At 33.4% G+C, this 22411-nt stretch carries 22 protein-coding genes; 2 read left to right on the top strand and 20 right to left on the bottom strand.

All coding sequences use genetic code 11. The features are described 5' to 3' along the window. Positions 1-5 precede the first annotated feature (5 nt). The 10 genes from queG to DK441_RS15090 form a co-directional block, all read right to left on the bottom strand. Positions 6-935: a tRNA epoxyqueuosine(34) reductase QueG gene (queG, locus tag DK441_RS15130; protein WP_109851459.1), complete on the bottom strand. Its 930-nt coding sequence runs from the start codon at positions 933-935 to the stop codon at positions 6-8. Further along, a complete protein-coding gene (locus DK441_RS15125; RefSeq protein WP_235015771.1) occupies positions 936-1334 on the bottom strand; it encodes a mechanosensitive ion channel domain-containing protein in 399 nt (132 codons plus the stop codon). It lies immediately after the preceding gene. A 320-nt stretch (positions 1335-1654) separates the two neighbouring features. After that, entirely contained in the window at positions 1655-2077 is a 423-nt protein-coding gene (locus tag DK441_RS15120; protein ID WP_109851457.1) for a hypothetical protein, read from the bottom strand. Positions 2078-2245: 168 nt separating this feature from the next. After that, a complete protein-coding gene (locus tag DK441_RS26645) occupies positions 2246-2395 on the bottom strand; it encodes a hypothetical protein (RefSeq protein WP_160112112.1) in 150 nt (49 codons plus the stop codon). Positions 2396-2453: 58 nt separating this feature from the next. Beyond that, positions 2454-2648: a hypothetical protein gene (locus DK441_RS15115; RefSeq protein WP_109851456.1), complete on the bottom strand. Its 195-nt coding sequence runs from the start codon at positions 2646-2648 to the stop codon at positions 2454-2456. A 9-nt stretch (positions 2649-2657) separates the two neighbouring features. Beyond that, positions 2658-3389: a hypothetical protein gene (locus DK441_RS15110; RefSeq protein WP_109851455.1), complete on the bottom strand. Its 732-nt coding sequence runs from the start codon at positions 3387-3389 to the stop codon at positions 2658-2660. A gap of 114 nt (positions 3390-3503) precedes the next feature. Beyond that, a complete protein-coding gene (locus tag DK441_RS15105) occupies positions 3504-3815 on the bottom strand; it encodes a hypothetical protein (protein WP_109851454.1) in 312 nt (103 codons plus the stop codon). A 193-nt stretch (positions 3816-4008) separates the two neighbouring features. Further along, positions 4009-5469: a hypothetical protein gene (locus tag DK441_RS15100; RefSeq protein WP_109851453.1), complete on the bottom strand. Its 1461-nt coding sequence runs from the start codon at positions 5467-5469 to the stop codon at positions 4009-4011. 10 nt (positions 5470-5479) lie between these two features. After that, positions 5480-5758, bottom strand: coding sequence for a hypothetical protein (locus tag DK441_RS15095; protein ID WP_074409690.1), 279 nt, complete (start codon positions 5756-5758; stop codon positions 5480-5482). Positions 5759-5762: 4 nt separating this feature from the next. Further along, positions 5763-5972, bottom strand: coding sequence for a hypothetical protein (locus DK441_RS15090; RefSeq protein WP_109851452.1), 210 nt, complete (start codon positions 5970-5972; stop codon positions 5763-5765). A gap of 113 nt (positions 5973-6085) precedes the next feature. Here DK441_RS15090 and DK441_RS15085 point away from each other — a divergent pair, with 113 nt between their 5' ends. Then, on the top strand, positions 6086-6637 hold the full coding sequence (locus DK441_RS15085) for an RNA polymerase sigma factor (RefSeq protein ID WP_109851451.1): 552 nt from the start codon (positions 6086-6088) through the stop codon (positions 6635-6637). Further along, complete coding sequence (locus DK441_RS15080; protein ID WP_109851450.1) at positions 6634-7350, top strand: tol-pal system YbgF family protein; 717 nt, start codon at positions 6634-6636, stop codon at positions 7348-7350. Before DK441_RS15085 ends, DK441_RS15080 begins: the two co-directional genes overlap by 4 nt. On the opposite strand, the gene DK441_RS15075 is transcribed toward DK441_RS15080, so the two are convergent. From DK441_RS15075 to nrfD, 10 genes are all read right to left on the bottom strand, one after another. Then, the gene (locus DK441_RS15075) at positions 7330-10395 is read right to left on the bottom strand and encodes a CHAT domain-containing protein (RefSeq protein ID WP_109851449.1); all 3066 of its coding nucleotides are present in this window, start codon (positions 10393-10395) and stop codon (positions 7330-7332) included. The genes DK441_RS15080 and DK441_RS15075 overlap by 21 nt on opposite strands. 83 nt (positions 10396-10478) lie before the next feature. Then, positions 10479-11813, bottom strand: coding sequence for a cytochrome P450 (locus tag DK441_RS15070; protein WP_109851448.1), 1335 nt, complete (start codon positions 11811-11813; stop codon positions 10479-10481). 20 nt (positions 11814-11833) lie between these two features. Next, positions 11834-13846 (bottom strand): amidohydrolase family protein, encoded by a 2013-nt coding sequence (locus DK441_RS15065; protein WP_109851447.1) that lies wholly within the window; start codon positions 13844-13846, stop codon positions 11834-11836. Between the two features lie 31 nt (positions 13847-13877). Continuing rightward, entirely contained in the window at positions 13878-14900 is a 1023-nt protein-coding gene (ruvB, locus tag DK441_RS15060) for a Holliday junction branch migration DNA helicase RuvB (protein WP_109851446.1), read from the bottom strand. A 218-nt stretch (positions 14901-15118) separates the two neighbouring features. Then, positions 15119-16936: a cbb3-type cytochrome c oxidase subunit I gene (locus DK441_RS15055; protein ID WP_109851445.1), complete on the bottom strand. Its 1818-nt coding sequence runs from the start codon at positions 16934-16936 to the stop codon at positions 15119-15121. Between the two features lie 43 nt (positions 16937-16979). Beyond that, positions 16980-18053 carry a cytochrome c oxidase subunit II gene (locus DK441_RS15050; RefSeq protein WP_074409699.1) on the bottom strand — a complete coding sequence of 358 codons (1074 nt, stop codon included), beginning with the start codon at positions 18051-18053 and terminating at the stop codon, positions 16980-16982. Positions 18054-18086: 33 nt separating this feature from the next. Next, positions 18087-19415, bottom strand: a complete 1329-nt coding sequence (locus tag DK441_RS15045) for a quinol:cytochrome C oxidoreductase (RefSeq protein WP_109851444.1) — start codon at positions 19413-19415, stop codon at positions 18087-18089. Between the two features lie 41 nt (positions 19416-19456). Beyond that, on the bottom strand, positions 19457-20110 hold the full coding sequence (locus tag DK441_RS15040; protein ID WP_109851443.1) for a cytochrome c: 654 nt from the start codon (positions 20108-20110) through the stop codon (positions 19457-19459). A gap of 5 nt (positions 20111-20115) precedes the next feature. Continuing rightward, the gene (locus DK441_RS15035; RefSeq protein ID WP_074409749.1) at positions 20116-20655 is read right to left on the bottom strand and encodes a DUF3341 domain-containing protein; all 540 of its coding nucleotides are present in this window, start codon (positions 20653-20655) and stop codon (positions 20116-20118) included. A gap of 4 nt (positions 20656-20659) precedes the next feature. Further along, the gene (nrfD, locus tag DK441_RS15030) at positions 20660-22396 is read right to left on the bottom strand and encodes an NrfD/PsrC family molybdoenzyme membrane anchor subunit (protein ID WP_109851442.1); all 1737 of its coding nucleotides are present in this window, start codon (positions 22394-22396) and stop codon (positions 20660-20662) included. Positions 22397-22411: the final 15 nt, after the last annotated feature.

Raw genomic sequence — 22411 nt, 5'->3', positions numbered from 1 at the left:
GTTTTTTAATCTCTAAATAAAAAATCGATATTTCTTTTCAATCCAGAGAACTTGGTTCTTTTTACTGCAGATTTTTGGAACACTTTTGAGAATACTTCTTGCGTGATTTCTTCCCAGTCTTTTTTTGACATCTCTAGTAATTCTGGTTTTGGATTAAAAAGTGGTTCATTGTGAGGTTTAGAAAAGCGATTCCATGGGCATACATCCTGACACACATCGCAACCAAACATCCAATCATCAAATTGGTTTTTATAACTATTAGGAATCTCTTCTTTAAGCTCTATCGTAAAATACGATATGCACTTACTGCCATCTACCACATAAGGTTCTACAATCGCTTGTGTAGGACAGGCATCGATACATGCTGTACACGTACCACAATGGTCTGTAACGGGAGTATCATATTCTAAATCAAGATCTATGATAAGCTCTGCAATAAAATAAAAAGAACCTACCTGTTGTGTTAACAGGTTGCTATTTTTACCAATCCAACCCAATCCACTTTTTGCTGCCCACGCTTTATCTAATACAGGTGCAGAATCTACAAAGGCCCGCCCATGGACCTCACCAATTTCTTCTTCAATAAAATGTAATAACTGCTTCAGTTTATCTTTAATCACAAAATGATAATCGGTACCATATGCATACTTAGACAGTTTGGGAGCTTCGGGGTCTTTTTGTTTTTCTGAAGGGAAATAATTGAGTAATAAGGATATTACACTTTTTGAATCATCCACCAATTTGGTAGGGTCCAGTCGTTTATCAAAATGATTCTCCATATACTGCATTTCGCCATGCATATTCTGGTTAAGCCATTTTTCTAAACGCGGAGCTTCCTGTTCCAGAAATTCTGCTTTAGAAATTCCGCACGACAGAAAACCCAGACGTTTTGCCTCGGATTTAATACGTTGAGTGTATTTGGTTTTAGGATTCAACTACACTTCTTCTTTATGGTCAATTTGCTCTTCTTTGCGTTTATTCATGATTTGGATTCCTTTTTGTATCACCATAGATGTAGGTAAAGTTATGTTTTCGCCATGATCTGTAATCATAAAAAGATAAAACCCTGTAATATCTTTCACTTCTCCGGTCCAGTCAAAATCTTTATCCAAAACTCGTATCCTATCCCCTATCCTAACCGGGTGACTAAAAAATAAAATAATACTTGCAGTAAGATTCGACAAGATCGACCATTGCGCAAAAAAAGCAATCCCCAATACTGCTAAAACCGAAGAAATAAAAACACTAAACTGTTTAAGTTCTACCCCCCAGATAATCACCAAAGCTGTTCCTGCAATAAGGTAATGAACCAGATTGGTTAAATTGCGTATCAATTTTCTTCGATTAGCATTTATAGATTTTAATATTGAGAATTTCCTAATTACACTTTTTGTTATCAGTAACACAAAAAATAATAATATCAATACTATAATAGTCAGTAAAATTTCATTTCTATAAGCAATCATTATTTAGTTTATTAACGTATTCCGTATTTGTTCCTGCAAAAATACGTAAATATAAAATGTAGGGAAAAGTGTTAGAACTACTTCTTCTTGTTTAATGATTGTTAATCAAAACAGCTATCAATAACTTATTATTTATTTAGGTCTCTACCATTCTTTTCACAAATTATAAGGTAGTACTAAAACATAAATTAATTAGCTCTTTTAAATACAAAATCATCGTTATTTTGATCAGTAAGAGTAAGTGTATCATCTTGTAGTTTATATGAAAATATATCCTTGGGAGGAGGAAAGGTTCCTTTTATCAATTTTATGGTATTATCTGTAATTTCTTCACTGTCCCCACTTACACATAACTTAATCCCATTTTGAACAACTACCATCGAATTTACAGTTACTATAGTCTCTTTGTCAAATATTAGCTTTGTTGCATTTGTATCACAACCTATCAGAGCACCCTCTATATTCATATTGTAGCCTTGCTCTGTTGTACTTTCTATAATCCATGTACCAATAATAGTATTATTATTTGGATTTGGATTTGTATCATCATCGCCTGAGCACGATGATATCATAATTGCCAATATGGCAAGTATAAAAATCTGATTTCTCATAATTATTTATATATTAAATAGTTATCTTATATCTACTAACATTTTAATACTAAAAAAAGTATTAGTTAGCACGTTTATTATTATTCATCTCAAAAAACCAGAATACCTATTTTGGCAATCTGGTTTTCCTTAGTCTGTGACCTAACTACATCTATAATTTAGCACAGTCTAGTATGGGTTTCTACAAATCTCTGCACATTCTCTTGCCGATAAACCGGCGCACAGTATTTGTTTACAGTTATTGATCCTTCCTGCAAAGATTGTTTTTTGAGCAATTTTACTAAGAACCTTAACCCCATTTAGTTTAAGAATTTTCATGATTTTTATTATTTTAAATTAGTATTCTATGAACATTTAAAGACATTCAAGATTATATCTATCTACAGGGTACTCGTACTTTAACCCATCGACAATATCTTCCTGTTAATGGCGGAAAGCCAACTGTATCGCATAACCATTTCCATTGCCAACAGGTAAGTATGGGGTCAGGTAAGCTTATATCCCCACCTCCTATTGATTTTTGAGCAGTTTTGCTTAAGACTGTTACTCCTTCTATATTTAAATTTTTCATATCGTTATTTTAAAAATTTAATCTACCAGTTCCTCTTTCTCCTGTAGAATACGTATCCCATCCCCAGAAAAATGTGTTATCCAACCATCGATTTGGGCTGGATCTTAAATAAGTACTTCCTGTAGCAGAAACTGTTTGATATGATGGGTATGCATAGATATCATAATTTGTTATAAACCATCCATCTGTTCCTTTTAATGAAATTTTGGCGGATTGAATTTCTACCCAACTTATAGCTTGTCCCGGGTATTTTGCACTTAAATAATAATAGTCTGTTTGTCCTCTTTCTCGATCATCCCCAGCATTATTTAAACTAGATACCGAATGGGTATAGATCCCTCTACTAGTTCGAAACCTCACACTAGCCTTAGCATCTCCATCAGTTTCATTATTTTTTTGAGCTCCTGTCTTTGTACGGATTCTATAATACCACCTTGTACTATAACCTTTCTCATAATTGGTATTTACCGAATTCTTATTCATATATTCTGCAACTTCTTCTTCGAATCTTGCATCAGCATCTTCTTTACTTATATCGGCGCTATAACTACGATGCAATATTGGAATTACAACTTCCGCATTTTCTTCAATCCTGGTATCACTTTTACCTGTTTTGCTCAAAAAGCCTTCGGTATTATTTGAAATTTCGGGAATAACCTCTTGTTCCTTCTCACAAGAAGCAATTGCTACTATGCAAAATACCCCTACTACATACATTTTTAGATTTGTTAGTTTTTCCATTTTATTTAATAATTAGTTTTTTGCCTACTCTATTCACTTTTCGGCTACCGTGTTTACTTAAATCCAGATTATGCTACTCAAAAAATGGTTTTAGAAAGTATACTTCAGTTGTATTCAAAATCTAATTTCAGGAGAGTTTTGAGCCACTCCTCCTCCATCAACATAATAGGTCACATTAGTATCCTTTTTTACTTTTATTTGCATTCTTGCTCTGGTCAATGACCATTTACCAACTTGAAGTTTTTTGTAGGTTCTTCCGTCTAACTTTTGTTTCTGCCTATCTTTCCCAAACCAGCCAACACCATATCTAACTTTAATTGAAGCATCGTTTGGGGCTTTAAAAAAAGCAACCCCATTGGCATTAAAAAAGCTTTCTATAGTTTTCCATTTCCCCTTTTTTACAAATTTTTCCCTAATCGTGGCCATAACGTATTATATCTTTTATTTTCTTGCTTACTCTATACACTTTTCAGCTTACGTGTTATCTAATACCAATTATTTTTAAGCTTTAATTCTGAACTATTAATAGTTCTATTTTTATATTACATAAGGGCATGTCTCCATATCCATAAGAGTATGGGATCATTGATTACGTTAAATTTTATATGAGAAGGTTAGGTTATGTAATATTCACGGTAATTTGATAATCTCCTAGATTCGAAGTGACAATACTATTAGTACTTCTTTTACCTGAAGGAAATGTAGCATTTACAATCCCAATTTTATCATTCTCAATATCACCTCCTTCTAACAAATCTGTTCCTAGCTTTAAAAACCCTTTTCTAATCCCCTCTCCTGCTGTTTTTCTTTCCTGAGAATTTAAGCTAGACGAACTCGCTACTTTTGAGGACAATCCTACAGATTTACCAAGAATATCATGAATAGGATCAGCTTCATATCCATTAGTTGATATTTTAACGTGTTGTGTTTTGTGTAAATGAAGAACTACCTTGTGATTTAATGTGCGTTTTCCTTTATCCATACTTTCAAACAATCTCCATCGGCCATTAATACCAACATACAGATACCATTCATCTTCCTTTTTGAGAATTATTCCATCGGGATCTTTATCCTTTTTAAAAACAGCTTCTCGTACTGCAACAGTTACTTTTTTAATATGCTTAGCATCTATTCCTTTGGGATCTGACCATCCCCCACTAATTATTACTCCATAATTTTCTGATGGAATATTTTTTCCCTTCAGTGGAATCGTCACTCGTAACAATTTTGGATCATCACTTGGAAAAGGAGTAATTATTGGATTAATAGCACTAGCAATCATTTTCTTTATTTTGAATTTTGGGATTGAAAAATCTGATGGTTTTGGCGGCAGGTAGAGATCAAAAGTATAATTTTGATCATTGATCTTTTGGTTGATGTATCCCCCTTTTTTATTTATATAAACGATTGCTTGATTAGCTCTGGACAGTCCTTTATTTCCAGAAAAAAGATCTGTCTCTTCCCGAAAAGAAACTACTGCTTTTGGAGGGTGAATTTCGGATCTGTGTTTTCCGTTTTTAGGATGCCCACAGTCATAGATCCATCTTCCTGTAACTTGTATACGATCGCCAGGCATAGGTAATGACCATAATGGAACAAATTTAGAATCCCATTCGCATTCCATTACGGCAATCTGATTTTTAGCATCATACTTCCCATTTGCCGGGCTATTTAGGTAAAAAAACTGTTTATCAGTTTTTACAAAATAGTTCCAGTCATAACTATGATGCCATGGTTTAAGAGGAAAATCTGTACCTGATATTCTACTCTGCGTTAAAACACCTTTTATCGTTCGTATTTGGGCACCGGTTCTCGAGTCTCTTTTTGCTGCAGAAACCCAGGAGGGAACAACTTCTCCAAATTCTTTTGTTAAGATCTTCGGTAATATCACAAGTTTTAGCGAATTACTCTTCCTGCACCCACACTTAAATCCATTTCCATCATTCTTTGAAGAAAATACCGAATGTGCTTTTTTTATAGATGTTGGTAAGCCAAAATGCATTTCATGATTTTGTTTTATACTAATTACCGGAAACGAAATGCCTTGTTGCTGGTAAATATTTCTTATACTTAATGTCATAATGTATCTTTTAAGGTTCCAGGTTTTTCACTCTCGTTTCCAGGTCTTTTAATTTATCCAACACGTCAAGATTTCCAACCATCAGCCTTTTGTGTACTATAAAATTTGATGTTTTAGAATCGAAAGTGGCGAGCAGATTATTTGCCGATCCAAAGATTTCTATTTTTGCTCCTTGTAATTTCACCTTACTATTCGTTAAAACTATATCTGCCGGTTGTTGAATTGGTTGAAATACTTGACCTACTACTACCGGATTGATTTTTATCGCTGGTTTTGTCACTTTTGCCATAATGCTAATTGTTTTTGGTTATTGCGTTACTAATTATTTTTAGTTTATCGATTACATAACCCATAAAATACCAGGTTGCTAAAAATGCAATACACTCAAAAGCAAAGCTTCCAAATTTGTAAAAAGATTCTGCTATTAATAGTGATATTCCTAGTGAAGGAATGAATTCAAGCGTAATTTCCTTAAGCGTTAATTTTTTTAAAATGCGATTCATAATTCTTAACTTTTATATGTTTTATACTCTTTATGGAAGAAAAAAACCAAATCTTAACATCTATAGGAAGAAAAATGTTTTTTTATACCTTAGAGGAATAGAAATCATACTCGGTGGATCAATCCCTTATTGACATTTTAATTCATAGTAATCCTAAGGAAATAAGTAAATTATATTATTTACACAGAAGTGCTTTTTTTAATTTTGGAAAAAAATATGGTGTAGATCAAGACACCATGGCCGATATCTATCAAGATGCATTTGTAGTACTTAGAAAGCAAGCAATACAAGGAAAATTGGAAGTTGTGAACAGCTCTTTAAAAACCTATTTATTTGGTATCGGTAAACGAATGATTTTCAATCATTATAAACAGCATAAAAATACCGTTTCACTAGAACCAAAACTTCATATTGCCAACGATAACATCGAAAAAATCACATTTGATGAACCTGTCGATCTTTCTGTAGAACAAACACTATTACGAACTTTTTTTAATAAATTAGGAAAACGATGCCAGGAGATGTTAATATTGTTCTATTATCGAGGACTAACAGTAGAAGAGATTGCCCAAAAAGAAGGATATGATAATACTAATGTGGTGAGTAGTCAAAAATCCCGATGTATTAAGCAATTAAGAGCAATGATTAATCCCCCTAAACAATGAAACCCCAGGATCTCATATCAAAATACATTCAAGGTACCTTAACAATTGAGGAACAACAGGAATTTGACACATTATTAAGTGTTGATCAAAATTTTAGAGATGAAATACTATTTCACACTAACCTTAAAAAAGTAGTAGAACATAAGGATGATGATAACTTTAGGCATTTGCTTTCTGATCTTGAGTCTAATGTTAAGAAAAAAAAGACTTTAAAATGGTGGTATGCGGCTGCTTCTATTCTTATACTATTAGGAACCGTCTATTTTTGGAATACCAAAAAACCAATGTCTAATGAAGAGTTATTTGCTACTTATTTTAAGCCATACAGGAATATTCTTCAACCCGTGGTAAGAAGTGATGAACATAAAAACAAAATATCTGTTGCTTTTAATGCTTATGAAAATGGCAATTTTAAAAAAGCTCTTGACGCATTCAATACAGTATTAGAAACTGAAGAAAACGATACTCTTCAATTTTATAAGGCAAATGCCTTGTTAAAACTAAATGAGGCTAAAAAAGCAATTATAATTTTGGAAGGACAAAGTGAAATTAAAAACTCGTTTAGTGAAAAGAACCATTGGTATCTGGCCATGGCATATCTAAAAGTTGATCAGCTTAACAAAGCCAAAGAGCAATTAGAATTATTAATAAAGATTCCTGACAGTGAATATAAAAAGGAAGAAGCCAAAGAGCTACTCAAAAAACTTAATTAGTTTTTTTCTAAAAATAAAAACAGGAACCAAAACCAATATCGTCATCCACCAGCGTAAAAAACCCTGCTCCAAAGACTCTGTATTACCCGAGACTACAAATCCGGCCCAATAAAAAGGGTGTTTTAATGCATTATCTTTTACACTACCGAGATACTGAAGCTTTGCTTGTTGCAATGCTCTATCTTTAGCATATCCTTTTTTCAAGCTTTTATAAAAATAGTTCATTATCACCGAAGTTTCTTTATCCGGCACTTTCCATAAGCTCATTACTGTGCTTTTTGCTCCCGCATAATGAAAAGCTCTGGACATACTCATTACGCCTTCGCCTTTTTCTAATTTTCCGAATCCTGTATTACAAGCACTAAGCACAATCATTTCTGAAGGAATTGATAATCCATAAATATCAGATGCCATTAAAATATTCTTATTACCATTTTCAGAAAATATAAGCTTATTCATCATTGCATTTTTTTTATCAATCTCTGCATGAGTAGCCAAATGTAATATTGAAGAATTAGCAGCTTCAGTAATAAAATTTTTAACCGAAGCCTCTTTACCCAAATACGCTTCACCTTTCATCATTTTTGAAATACTCTTAACTTCAGCATAGCTTGAAGCAAAGGAATTATCATTTTCATATTTTGGTGCAAAACCATGCCATTTCATTTCTTTTGTAATTCTTGATGGTCTCTCGGTTAATGCTTTCAATACTGTTGCAGACCCCACATAACTTATAGCATACTCTTCAAGCATATATCCTTTTCCAGTATGCAAAACCTCAAATGGAACATAATTAAGTATGTTATCTGTTACCAGTATCAAAGTTTCTTTCAAATTCAAATTTTTCAGCAAAGCTGTAAATATTCGTTCAGAATTTTCTTTGATGTTTTGTTGGTTAAGTATTTGCTTCCTAAGTTCCTTAATTGATTTAGTCAAATCTTTTATTATTGGAAACTTCTTAAAGTGAATAGTGTTATTATTTATAGCAAAAATGTATAGGTTTTCCTCTCCGGCAAAATACTCAATCAAAGTTGTATTTATATCCAAATATTCCTTTTGTAATTGAGAGACTTTGATAGTGTGATCAGCATATTTTAGCTGATAATATCTTGGATAATCTCTTTCAATTTTATGTAATAAATCATCAAGCTTCATGCTATACTTCAATCGTAAACTCATCATAGAATCTATCTTGAATGAATGTGTTTGAGTATGTAGTGCTGTTCTAATAGAGGACAATTTTCTTTTCAGCATATTCTCCTGTTGTAATAGAGAATCAGGGACTCCTGCTATTTTTTTAAACTGTTTATCTTTTATCCCTTTTACCAATGCACTATTTCTATTAATTTCTGAAAACTGAAATGCTTTTTCCAAGTACTTCTTTTGTTGTGTATTTTGAAACAAAACATAGCAAATCTCAATTGCTTTATCAAAATAATCTGGATTTTTACGCCCAACATTTATCAAAGATCTATCGGTCGTATATTGCTTTTTGATTTCACGAATATTTTGGATCATCAAATCCATGTTTTTATACGATTCCTCAACTGATTTTATTGTTTTTGAATTCGTATATTGGGTTAAAGCGATACAATTATTAAGATGTATCGCTTCTACTATCAATAAAGGAAAATCATGCTCTCCTTTAGTGTACAAGGCAAGATGTTTTTGAATTATTGCAAAAGCTTTTTTATGATTTCCTTGTTTAAACAAAGCTTCTGCCAATAATAGCTCACTTTTTAAGACATACCTATGATTTTTATAAAAGTGATTCGAAAAATTAATGAATGCCTTAGTGTAAAAATCTATTGCTTCTCTATACTTCTTTTGCTTCATATGCATATCGCCCAAACCCTGGTAACACTCTGCTTCCTGAAACTTAGAATCCATTTTTTTACTTCTTCGTAATGCTTCTTTATAGTATTTTTCGGCTTCTACATAGTCGGCAAGCTTCACGTAAGTATCAGCAATTGATGTTAGATTCTGTATCGGAAACCAATTATAAACTCCATAAGACTTTTCTCTGACTCTCAAGGCTTTCTTATCAAAATCTAAAGATATTGCATACTCTCCTTTTAACTTTAGACATCTAACATACCAAGCTTTTATATTTGCAGTATTAAGATGGTTCTCTCCATAGACAATCATCGCTTTTTTTAAAGCCTTATCGATATACTCTTCTGCTTTTTCTAAATCATTTTTCTTAGCATAAATACCACTAATAGCGGTATAAATATCTGTAATAAAACCGACTTCTTCGCCTTGGTTTCTAAGATCGTACGCAGCTGATTTTTGATAAAATTCTATAGCTTTATCATAATCTCCCAAGGCTTCATTTACAACCCCTATATTAAAAGTTGTTATTGCCAGATCATATAAATTAGCCTTGTTTTCTAACTTAAGCTCATACGCTTTATTATAATAACTATGTGCTTTATTAAAATCTCCTTTCAATAAATAGGCGCTTCCCAAATTATTTAATAATTCTGCTCTATTTAGATCTGAAATCGAATACTCAGAAAGATTTAATGTTTTCTTTATCAATTGTATCGCTTCATCAAATCGACCTATAGTCCATAAAATGTTACTTCGTACGGTATATGTTCTTACAAGATTATATTTAGGTAAAGTTGATTTCTTTAATTGTTCTTTTAAAATTTCATCGCTTATCTGTAATGCTTTTGTAGTTAAACCATCTTTTCTATGAATTACAGCTTTTGTGTTCATTAACTCACCCCATAGACTATCGTTTTTTATTGTTGAAGACGTATAGTTTTTAATAGAAATATTAATTGTTTCTAATGCAGAAGGAAAATTATTTTTATAAATTTCGATATTAGAAATATACATTTGTGATTTTAGATAGCTTCTAATATCATTTTTCTCTAAAAAATAGCTTGAAGCAAGCTTAAAATGAAGTAATGCTTCTTTATAATTATAATGAGTATAAGCCACAACCCCTTTTTGATATGCTTCATCTTCTTGTAGCGAAAATACAGATGAGCTTATCAAAAAACATAAATGAAAGATCATTAATTTCTTCATTTAATACGTCATTAAATAATCAAATTGGTATAAGGTAAAAGTTTAGCTTAAATATAAAACTAAAGATATAAACTACAATATACTTATCTATTGACAAATGTAAGCATTGCGTTTTCGGGCTTTAAGGTAATCAATGGTTTAATATCGACTTTATGAAGATCAGTACTTATTTTATACTTCCCTACCAAAGTACTTATAGCCAAAATCATTTCATACATCGCAAAATTATTACCAATACACATTCTGGGTCCTGATCCAAAAGGGAAATACCAATCAGAATATTCTTTTTTATCTATGTCGAAATGAAATCGATCGGGATCAAATGCAGAAGGGTTTTTCCAAAAACCTTTATGTCTATGGATTTCAAAAAAAGAAACCAGGATAGTTGTTCCTTTTTTTAGTTTCAAATCCTGATAATTATCATCTTCTATGGCCACGCGATCCGAAAAATAAGCTGGTGGGTATAACCGCATTGCTTCTTCAATACACTGTTTTGTATATCGAAATTTTGCTATCTGTTCCATTGGTGATATATCATCTGGAGTTTCAGAAACTTCTTTATACACTTGTTCCTGAATCTCTGGATGAAGCGCCAGCAATACAGCTGTAAAAGTTAATGCGTTAGATGTAGTTTCATGACCTGCTACAAACAGAATTAGAATTTCATCTATCAACTGTTCATTATCCATCACACTACCATCATCATATTTGGATGTTAGCAACATATCTAACAGGTCATTATACACTTTATTAGAGTTTCTTCTTTCTTCTATAATTGTATTAAGAATATCTCTTGCTTCCTGAGTTAGCTTGAGTGTATTCTTAATTTTTCCACTCAAATAAAACCACCATCGTTTATAAGGCTGTCTTATTTCCTGTACTAATGATTTCTGCGCAGCTTCGGTTATATATTGCAATCGTGAAATAGTATCTCCTTGTGTATCTGTATAGCCAAATAATGACTTGGCGACTACTTTAAAAGCCAAATCACTCATTACAGGAAAAATATCAATCGTTGCATTAGAAGGGATTTTAAGAAATTCCTCTTCTATTACCTCTTTAATCGTATTTATCAAGGATTCCAGCTTCTTTTTATGAAAAGCAGGTTGAATTAAACGTCTTTGTTTTAGCCATTTTTCTCCTGTAGAAGTTAATAATCCTTCTCCTACATACTTTGCCAGATCTTTCGTTTGTAATTCGGATTTACTATATCGTCTATGTTGTTTTTGCAACATATGTTTAGCAAAACCAGCATCACGAGTAAAAATAGCGGTTTTACCAAATCCTAATTGAACTTTAAAAGTGTCACCATGTTTTTCAAAATTTTCATGGTGAAAAGGAAGTGGATTTTTAAGAATACGACTTGCGTTATTAAGAACTCTAAAAAAAGAGACTATGGGAATTCGTCTATCTAGCATGTGAATTTCTTATCTCTTATTTATTTAAAATGTTTCACTCCAATAGCTTCATATAATTTTTCTGGATTATAAATATTTCCATTTTTTATGGTAAGCTCTACCTTTCTGATATCACTAATATCATTAACTGGATTGCCATCGACCAATATTAGATCTGCTAATTTACCTTCTTCAATCGATCCTAAGTTATCATTTACTCCAGCAATTTTTGCAGAATTCAAAGTTGCTATTTTTAAAACTTCAGAGGTTGGAATTCCTGCTTTTACATAATTTTCCATTTCGGCATGAAGTCCAAATCCTGCCATTGAATCTGTTCCTGGCACAATCGTAACTCCATTATCATAAAGTTGTTTTACAATGCCCAGTAATTTATCATAAGAGGCTTTATATTGATCTTTTTTTCCATCAGGAATAGGAAGTCCTCCAGAATAATATCCTCTTTGAACACTTAGTGGTAATCTATCCAAAATTTTAGCAAAAGAAGGATCTGCTTCTCCTGCTTTTACGGTAAACATACCATCAAAAATAGAAACTGTTGGATCTATCACTATATTTTTTTCTTTAAGTAATCTTATAAAATCCTTAAACTTCTTTGATTCAAAATCTAATTTATGGTTATGCTCTGCTACCATTGAAAATCGAAGCGGTTGTCTAGTATCAATCGTATCTGAAAGAAAATTCAAAGCCAACATATTGACATGTTGAATTTCATCATACCCACTCTTTATAGCCTGCTCCGCAATCATAAAAGCCGGAATATGTCCACTCACTCTCATCCCCAGTTCATGTGCTTTATCAGCTAATGGTTTTACCCATTCTGGAGGGATAGAGCTATATAATTTAATTTGTGTATACCCTTTGTCATGGTAGTCAGAAATTGCTTGTATTCCTTCTTCAAGAGTATTTATAATTGAGCCTGTAGGTCCTGCATATGGTCCAGCTTTATCAATAAACCCGCTCATCACTAATATTCTTGGGCCAACCAATTTATTTACATCAAAATTTTCCTTTAACTCTGGTAAATCCGAAGAATTGCCTAAATCTCTAACCGAAGTTACTCCTGCTGCCAATTGCATCACTCCATCAGTCTCACTAATATGTGTATGCATATCAAACAATCCTGGTAATAACGTTTTATTAGTTCCATCAATAACCATTGTATCATCACTTTCTGTAATTACGGTAGTTGAAACTTGTTCAATTTTGTTTCCGTTAACCACAATAAATCGATTAGGTTCTATTTTTCCGGTTTTAGAATTAAACACCCCTACATTTTTGATCAATATTTTTTTGGAAGGAGTTTCAAATAATGATGGAGATAAGTTTTTTAAATATTCTTCTTCTTTTTGTTTTTGAATTGGTTGTAATTGCTTTGCAATACTGTCATATCCTTTTTGAATACACGTAAACCAAGGTGAAACATATCCAAAAAATCTGTCATTTTTATCAATCCAGGTGTATGAAGGTGTAAAAGATTGCCCTGTAAATTCTACCAACCTAAGTTCTGTTGAATCATTTATTTTGTGGTTATCAATATTGGTTATTTTTATTGAACCACTTGGCAATAGATTTACTTCTTTATTTTCTGAAGAAAGTAACTTTTTGATAAGTAAATCTGTTATTCCGAAAGAACCATTTATTGCTGAAAAGAACGAGTTATTATCAAACTTGGCTTCACCTTGCTCTGAACTACTTTTCCATTTTGCAGTTCCTTCTTTAACTTCAAAAATCTCTGAAACAGTATCTTTTAGATAATTATGTCCATAAATCTCATGATTTATTATTACATCATTATCATTAAGAATAACTTTTTCATTAATATGAGGCCCTCTTCCCCTGTCATTAAATTCATATACATAATGGTATACTCCATCTTTTCCTTGAAAACTTTTTTGATATCCCGCAAGTTTATCACCCATGTAGATATTATATTCTAAGCTCTCATATACTTTTACAGTTTTTTTTGTTTCTTTTTGACACGAAATTATGGTCATCGATAAAACAACTATTACAAATTTTAATGAAGTGTTCATTACTGATGCGTTTATGTTCGATAAAAAATTATTAAAATAATCCTCCTTGAATTCCTCCTTTTACTCTTCCCAGGTGTTTATAGGCCGCTTCTGTTACTTCTCTACCTCGTGGTGTACGCATAATAAACCCTTGCTGAATCAGGAAAGGCTCGTATACCTCTTCTATAGTCTCTGGGCTTTCACTAACTGCAGTTGCTATTGTAGTTAATCCTACTGGGCCTCCTTTAAATTTATCAATCAAAGTCAATAATATTTTATTATCCATCTCATCTAAGCCATGAGCATCTACATTAAGTGCTTTTAAGGCGAATTTTGAGATTTCAATATCTATCTTTCCATTTCCTTTAATTTGTGCAAAATCACGCACTCTACGCAATAAAGCATTAGCTATTCTAGGTGTTCCTCTACTCCTACCTGCTATTTCGATAGCGGCTTCCATAGAAATTGGAACATTAAGTATATGGGCACTACGCTGTACTATGGTAGACAAGAGTTCTGTCGTGTAATATTGTAATCGGGACTGAATCCCAAAACGAGCTCTCATAGGTGCCGTTAATAATCCTGAGCGTGTTGTGGCTCCAACCAGAGTAAATGGATTCAAATTAATTTGAACTGTACGTGCATTAGGACCGCTCTCGATCATAATATCGATCTTATAGTCTTCCATTGCAGAATACAAATATTCTTCTACTATAGGGCTTAATCTGTGAATCTCGTCTATAAACAATACATCTCTATCATCCAGATTTGTTAATAGCCCCGCCAGATCTCCGGGTTTATCCAAAACCGGTCCCGAAGTAACTTTAATTCCAACTCCTAATTCGTTGGCAAGAATATGGGCTAATGTGGTTTTCCCTAAACCGGGAGGGCCATGAAAAAGAGTATGATCAAGAGCTTCATCTCTCAAATTTGCTGCCTGAACAAAAATCTCTAAATTCTCAAGAACCTGATCCTGACCAGCAAAATCATCAAAGGCAAGAGGCCGTAATGCTCTTTCGATATCCAGATCTTCGTTAGAAAAATTTTCGTTTGTTGGATCAAGGTTTTCGTTCATTTATAAAATCTCATTATCATCGATCCGATAGCTTTATATCGGTATTAAGTTTACTACTACTATTTAAATCCTGGTTTAATTGATATAACACCAGAGCGTCATTAACAAATATAATAAAAAGAGTTCCCGATCAACTTCGAATACCAGTTAATTAATCAGAAAAGAAAAAGCCTTTTCATTTTCATGAAAAGGCTTTTTTATATCTTATAAACATCAGATTAATGATGCATTTCTTCTTCTCCTTCTTGTAATGGAATAATCTGAGAGACAAAATCCTGCCCTGCAATTACATATTCTCCATTTTCATTTGTCTTACTATAGTCATAAGGCCATCTGTGTACATGAGGAATTTCTCCTGGCCAGTTACCATGCATATGCTCCACTGGTGTAGTCCATTCTAAAGTATTCGATTTCCATGGGTTCTGAACTGCCTTCTTTCCGTAGAAAATAGAGCTTATAAAATTATACAAGAAGACTAACTGTCCTGCAGCTGCTAAAAAAGCAAAAGCTGTAATCAATACATTAGTATCTGTTAAGTCATCAAAATATGGGAAATTAGAATTGGTATAGTAACGTCTTGGTAATCCTGCCATTCCTACAAAGTGCATTGGAAAGAATACTCCATATGCTCCGATAGCAGTAACCCAAAAATGCACATATCCTAAGTTCTTATTCATCATCTTACCATACATCTTAGGGAACCAATGGTATACTCCTGCGAATAATCCATATAGTGCTGAAATTCCCATCACCAGGTGAAAATGTGCTACTACAAAATAAGTATCATGAACATTAATATCTAATGTGCTATCTCCAAGGATAATTCCTGTAAGACCTCCTGTAATAAATGTTGATACTAATCCTATTGAGAATAACATTGCAGGATTAAACTGCAGGTTACCTTTCCATAGGGTGGTAATATAATTAAATGCTTTTACTGCTGAAGGGATAGCAATCAATAAAGTTGTAAATGTAAATACAGAACCTAAGAAAGGATTCATACCAGATACAAACATATGGTGACCCCAAACAATTGTAGATAAGAATGCAATTGCTAAAATAGAAGCAACCATCGCACGATATCCAAATATAGGTTTACGGGCATTTGTAGCTATAATCTCTGAGGTAATACCTAAAGCAGGTAGTAATACAATATATACTTCTGGGTGTCCTAAGAACCAGAATAAATGTTCAAAAAGAACTGGCGAACCACCTTGGTTATGCAGTACTTCTCCTTGTATATAAATATCACTTAAATAGAAAGAAGTACCAAAACTTCTATCCATAATTAACAGTAATGCTGCTGATAATAATACCGGAAACGAAACAATACCAATTATAGCTGTTACGAAGAATGCCCATATGGTCAAAGGTAAACGAGTCATTGACATTCCTTTGGTTCGTAAGTTGATTACTGTTACTACATAATTCAAAGAACCGAGTAAAGAAGAGGCAATAAATATCGCCATAGAAACTAACCATAATGTCATCCCTGTTCCTGAACCTCCTATAGCTTGTGGTAATGCACTTAGCGGAGGGTAAATTGTCCATCCTGCAGATGCGGGTCCTGCTTCTGCAAATAACGACAATACCATAATAACACTACTTAAAAAGAATAACCAGTATGATATCATATTTAAGAATCCAGAGGCCATATCACGAGCTCCAATCTGTAATGGAATAAGAAGGTTACTAAAGGTTCCACTCAATCCTGCTGTCAACACAAAAAATACCATTATAGTACCATGTATTGTTACCAAAGCCAGGTATATCCCCGGATCCATAACTCCATCCTCACCAAATTTACCTAATAAAATTTCATAAATAGTAAATTGGTGGTCTGGCCATGCCAATTGCATTCTAAACAATAAAGACATTGCAATACCAATAATACCCATAATCAAACCAGTAATCAAGTACTGCTTAGAGATCATCTTGTGATCCTGACTAAAAATATATTTGGTAATAAATGTTTCTTTATGATGTCCGTGATCGTCGTGATCGTGATCGTGGTTATCTCCTTGAGTTACTGACATAACGCTATTTCTTTTTAATATAATATATTAATTTTCTTCTTTCTTAGTTGCTTGCTTGGGCTGATAATTGCTCTCCAAAGGTAGGCTGTGTTTTTAACCATGCCTTATAATCTTCTTCAGATTCTACTATAATCTTCATTTGCATATTATAATGCGATACTCCACATATCTTATTACACAACAAATAGTATTCGAATGTATATTCTTCTAAAGCTTCATCTCCTGCAGCTACCAGTTTCTTGCTTTTTTCTCTTCTGATTTTATTAATCGTAGTTACTTTCTCTACCATAAACTCACTGTTTCTCATTTCTTCAGAAGTAACAGTTGGTGTATAAGCAAACTCTGTAATCATACCCGGTACAACATTCATCTGTGCTCTAAAAAATGGCATGTATGCAGAATGTAATACATCCTGAGAGCGCATTTTAAAAATAACCTTTCTATTTACAGGTAAATGTAATTCGTTAGTAATTTTATCATCCTTTCCGTAGGTATCGGACACATCTAGACCTAAGGTGTTGATTCCTTCTATATAACGAACATTAGCTTTACCTAATTCATTATCCTCTCCAGAGTATCGAGCACGCCAGTCAAATTGATACGCGTATAACTCAACAATTAATGGATCTCCATCTTCTTCATCAATATTCATGATATCGGTCCATGTAAACAATCCATATATAATTAATCCAGCGAGTACAATAACCGGTATAATGGTCCAGATAAATTCTAATTTATCATTATCAGCAAAGAATAATGCTTTATTTTCTTTTTTACCTCGATACTTATATGAAAAGAAATGTAACAATCCCTGTGTAAGGATCTGTACAATCATAATCAATACCATCGAGATCAACATTAATCTATCATAATCAACACCGTGCTCAGAAGCTGATTCTGGAAGAAAATATGAGTCATATTGTACAAAACAATATATGGTAAGCAGATAAAGAAATATTACAAATGCAAGCATAAGCTTACCTTGTAAATTATTGTCTTTGTCGTTTGCTACTTGAGAGTTATCTGTTTTAGCTTGAGACAATTTCAATATCTTTGACATTTGCCACAACGTGATTCCAAAAAGTGCTATAACTACTAAGGTTAAGAATACAGTCATTTTTATCTATCTTCTTTTTTTACAATTCAAATTTTAATAATGGAAATGTTTACTTTCCTCTATATAAGGGTTTCCTTTAGGCAATAATGGAGCTTTTGTTAATGCTCTAAAGACTACGAATAAAAATAGTCCTAAAAACAATGACACAGCACTTATTTCACTAATACCTATAAACCATGATTCGCCAACTGTTGCAGGCATTACCATGTTATAAACATCGATATAATGACCACAAAGAATAACAATACCTGCCATTACAACAAACCAGTTTACACGTTTAAAATCACTATTCATTAATACCAATATTGGGAAAATAAAATTCATTACTAACATTCCAAAAAATGGAAGTTTATAATCCTCAATACGAGTAATAAAATAAGTCACCTCTTCTGGTATATTAGAATACCATATCAACATAAACTGAGAGAACCAAAGATATGTCCAGAAGATACTGATCCCAAACATAAACTTAGCCAGGTCATGAATATGGCTATTATTTACAAATTCTAAATATCCTTTAGATTTTAGGTAAATACTTATCAAAGCGATCGTAGTAATACCAGAAACAAATAAACTTGCAAATACATACCATCCAAATAAGGTACTGAACCAGTGTGGATCAAAACTCATAATCCAATCCCAAGATGCCATAGATTCTGTATAGATAAAAAACACTAAGAATCCTGCAGATATCTTAAAGCTCTTTTTATACCACTTATTCCCTTCTGTATCTTCGTCCTGTTTTCTTGAATATTTAACAGCGAAATGACGATATAGTAACCATCCTCCTAAAAAGATAACAGCTCTGATAATGAACCCCCAACTATTTAACCAGCCAGATTTTCCTTGGATTAATGCATCATGAGCTACAACTTCTGGATCTGCCCATACAAATAAGTGATTAACATGGAATCCTGATAATGCTAAAATTACCAAAAGGATAATTCCTCCTGGCACCAAATATGCTGTTATCGCTTCCATTACTCTAAAAAGTACTGGAGACCACCCTGCCTGTGATGCAAATTGTATTGCATAAAATGCCAATACTCCAAGTGCTATCATAAAAAAGAAGAATGCTGCTACATACAATGAAGCCCAAGGCTTATTTTGTAATTGGTGTAATACATGTTCATAGTGTGCATCTCCTCCATGAGCATCTTCTTCTCCGTGTCCTTTACCATGACTGCTCTCTGCTACTTGTGATTCACCATGACCACCTCCATGAGCGTCGTGCGCTGCCATCATTTCTTTTACCTCTTCTACAGATCCAGGTCTTTGTCCAAATCCAATAATAAGACCTACAAGACCTACAACCATAAGGATGATAGAAAATAATCTTAATCTATTTGATAGCGTATACATATCTTTATAATATCGTTATTCTTAACTTTTTTACTAGTGCACTAGTGTGCGTTACTATGATCTTCTGTTGATTCATGCTGTTCTTCTACTTTTGTCTCTACAACAGCAGGAATAGCATCTGTATCTATTCGAGGGGTTTTCCCTTCGAGGTCAGCCTTTAATTTTTGTACATATTGAACAATCTGCCAACGTTCATGCTCATTAGTTTGAGATGCATACGATCCCATAGAGTTGATTCCGTAATACATTACATGATAAATACTTCCTTCTGTAATTGCTCTACCAATATCATCATAACTTGGAACTCCTAAAATCTTTTCTCTTTGTACCAAAGGTCCTTTTCCATCTCCTTTTCCTCCATGGCAAATTGCACAATAGATGTCATACAATTCTTTTCCGGCATCTTCATTTTCTTTTGTATATCGAATTGGATTCTTTAAAGTGTCCTTAGCAAGTAAATAACCTTCTTGTGAATTCTCAAAATCATATGGCATCCATCCTCTTGGTATTGAGCCTTCGGCAGGTAACATGGCTTCCTGACCGTCAGGAAAAATACCGTAGTCACCATAAGTTTCATAACTTATAGGTTCATACATATTAGGCATAAATTGATAATTAGGTTTTGAATCTTTTTTACAAGAAACAACGCAAATCATCACTACTGCCACTGCTAATATTTTTATAGTATTCTTCATTATTACTAATGGTTATCTTCTTCCTTATCTATTACTTTAATTTCTACTGCTCCGGTATCACCCAAAAAGCTAGCAAGTTGATCAACATCGTGATTTCCTGCATCTACTTCCATTAAGAAATGATCATCTGTAGTTCTTACATCAGGATTTTCGGCTTTTTTAAATGGCCATAATTTACTTCTCATATAAAAAGTAATCACCATTAAATGGGCTGCAAAGAACACGGTAAGCTCAAACATAATCGGAACAAATGCTGGCATATTTTCGATATAGCTAAAGCTAGGCTTACCCCCAATATCTTGAGGCCAATCTTCGATCATGATATAATTCATCATCAAAATTGCAACTGTTAGTCCAACACAACCATACATAAAGGATGTAATTGCTAATCGTGTATGAGGTAACCCCATCGCTTTATCTAGTCCATGAACTGGAAAAGGAGTATATACCTCTTCGATATGATAATGCTCTGCACGAACTTTCTTGACAGCATCCATCAGGATATCGTCGTCTATATATAATGCATGTATAACTTTTGATGCCATACTTCTAGTTATTTTTAAGTTTTTCTGCCTGACCAGCCCAATCATCGCGTTGTGCTCTACCAGGGAAAGATCCAGTGATATTATCTAATAAATCGTATTCAGTTTCAGTCATTTTACTTACTTGGTCAAAAGTAAATATTCCGATCTCATTAAGTTTCTTTTCCATTACTGGCCCGATACCGTTAACTTTTTTAAGATCATCAGCAGTTTGTGTTGACGGATCAAATGTCCCCAGGTTCCCCAATAGACTATTGATATCTTCTTCACTTGCTTCTACTTTGGTTTTGGTCTTTTTCTTTGCGGATTTTTCTTTCACCACTTCTGCTTTACCTTTAGGTAACTCATCTCTGTGATCTTTTCCGGCTTCTCTTAGTTTTTTATATTTTTCTCCAGAAGATTTCAGAATTGATTTCACTTCTGCCTGTGCTATTACAGGGAACGTACGAGAGTATAATAAGAATAAGACAAAGAAGAATCCAATTGTTCCTATAAATATTCCTATATCTACAAAGGTAGGAGAGAACATTGTCCATGATGATGGTAAATAATCTCTATGAAGTGATGTTACAATGATCACAAAACGTTCAAACCACATCCCTATGTTTACTACAATAGAGATAAAGAAAGAGAACATTATACTTCTTCTTAATTTTGGGAACCACATAAACTGAGGTGAGAACACGTTACATGTCATCATCGCCCAATATGCCCACCAATATGGCCCTGTTGCTCTGTTAAGGAACGCATATTGTTCGTATTCAACTCCAGAATACCAGGCTACAAATAGCTCTGTTATATAGGCAACACCAACAATAGAACCAGTAATCATGATAACAATATTCATCAATTCTATATGTAAAATGGTGATATAGTTTTCTAGGTTTGATACTTTTCTCATTATAATAAGCAGCGTATTCACCATAGCGAATCCAGAGAAAACGGCTCCAGCCACAAAATATGGTGGAAATATCGTGGTATGCCATCCCGGGATTACCGAGGTAGCAAAATCAAATGATACAATGGTATGTACAGAAAGTACTAATGGTGTAGCTAAACCTGCAAGTACTAAAGATACTTCTTCAAAACGTTGCCAGTCTTTTGCTCTTCCACTCCATCCAAAAGATAGAAGGCCATATATTTTTTTTGTAAATGGAGTTATCGCTCGGTCTCTAATCATTGCAAAATCTGGTAGCAATCCAGTCCACCAGAATACCAGTGATACAGAAAGGTACGTAGAGATTGCAAATACATCCCATAGTAATGGTGAGTTAAAATTTACCCATAGTGATCCAAACTGGTTTGGTATTGGTAATACCCAATATGCCAACCAAGGACGTCCCATGTGAATAATCGGGAATAATCCTGCTTGAATAACGGCAAAAATCGTCATCGCTTCTGCAGAACGGTTAATTGCCATTCTCCATTTCTGACGAAATAACAGTAGTACTGCTGAAATCAAGGTTCCGGCGTGACCGATACCTACCCACCAAACAAAGTTGGTGATATCCCAAGCCCATCCTACTGTTTTGTTTAATCCCCAGGTTCCTATCCCTGTAGATATTGTGTAAATAATACACCCTATCCCCCAAAGGAAAGCAATAAGTGAAATAGAAAAGACAATCCACCAAGATTTATTTGCTTTTCCTTCTACCGCCGCTGCTACATCCAAAGTTACATCATGGTATGTTTTATCACCGGTTACTAAAGGTTTTCTTATAGGTGCTTCGTAATGAGACATAATCCTTTATAATTGAAT

Origin of the sequence: Aquimarina sp. AU58 (assembly GCF_900312745.1) — a bacterium.
Classification (GTDB): domain Bacteria; phylum Bacteroidota; class Bacteroidia; order Flavobacteriales; family Flavobacteriaceae; genus Aquimarina; species Aquimarina spinulae.
Note: the sequence above shows the minus strand (reverse complement) of the source record. Positions and strands in the feature narration are given on the sequence as shown.

Coding starts and splice junctions, on each gene's coding strand:
- DK441_RS15120 (WP_109851457.1), bottom strand. CDS start 2,077: ATGAGAAATCAGATTTTTATACTTGCCATATTGGCAATTATGATATCA.
- DK441_RS15100 (WP_109851453.1), bottom strand. CDS start 5,469: ATGACATTAAGTATAAGAAATATTTACCAGCAACAAGGCATTTCGTTT.
- DK441_RS15035 (WP_074409749.1), bottom strand. CDS start 20,655: ATGGCATCAAAAGTTATACATGCATTATATATAGACGACGATATCCTG.
- DK441_RS15070 (WP_109851448.1), bottom strand. CDS start 11,813: ATGCTAGATAGACGAATTCCCATAGTCTCTTTTTTTAGAGTTCTTAAT.
- DK441_RS15050 (WP_074409699.1), bottom strand. CDS start 18,053: ATGACTGTATTCTTAACCTTAGTAGTTATAGCACTTTTTGGAATCACG.
- DK441_RS15075 (WP_109851449.1), bottom strand. CDS start 10,395: ATGAAGAAATTAATGATCTTTCATTTATGTTTTTTGATAAGCTCATCT.
- DK441_RS15040 (WP_109851443.1), bottom strand. CDS start 20,110: ATGAAGAATACTATAAAAATATTAGCAGTGGCAGTAGTGATGATTTGC.
- DK441_RS15065 (WP_109851447.1), bottom strand. CDS start 13,846: ATGAACACTTCATTAAAATTTGTAATAGTTGTTTTATCGATGACCATA.
- DK441_RS15115 (WP_109851456.1), bottom strand. CDS start 2,648: ATGAAAAATTTAAATATAGAAGGAGTAACAGTCTTAAGCAAAACTGCT.
- DK441_RS15080 (WP_109851450.1), top strand. CDS start 6,634: ATGAAACCCCAGGATCTCATATCAAAATACATTCAAGGTACCTTAACA.
- DK441_RS15095 (WP_074409690.1), bottom strand. CDS start 5,758: ATGGCAAAAGTGACAAAACCAGCGATAAAAATCAATCCGGTAGTAGTA.
- DK441_RS15110 (WP_109851455.1), bottom strand. CDS start 3,389: ATGGAAAAACTAACAAATCTAAAAATGTATGTAGTAGGGGTATTTTGC.
- DK441_RS15045 (WP_109851444.1), bottom strand. CDS start 19,415: ATGTATACGCTATCAAATAGATTAAGATTATTTTCTATCATCCTTATG.
- DK441_RS15090 (WP_109851452.1), bottom strand. CDS start 5,972: ATGAATCGCATTTTAAAAAAATTAACGCTTAAGGAAATTACGCTTGAA.
- DK441_RS15105 (WP_109851454.1), bottom strand. CDS start 3,815: ATGGCCACGATTAGGGAAAAATTTGTAAAAAAGGGGAAATGGAAAACT.
- ruvB (WP_109851446.1), bottom strand. CDS start 14,900: ATGAACGAAAACCTTGATCCAACAAACGAAAATTTTTCTAACGAAGAT.
- DK441_RS15055 (WP_109851445.1), bottom strand. CDS start 16,936: ATGTCAGTAACTCAAGGAGATAACCACGATCACGATCACGACGATCAC.
- DK441_RS26645 (WP_160112112.1), bottom strand. CDS start 2,395: ATGAAAATTCTTAAACTAAATGGGGTTAAGGTTCTTAGTAAAATTGCT.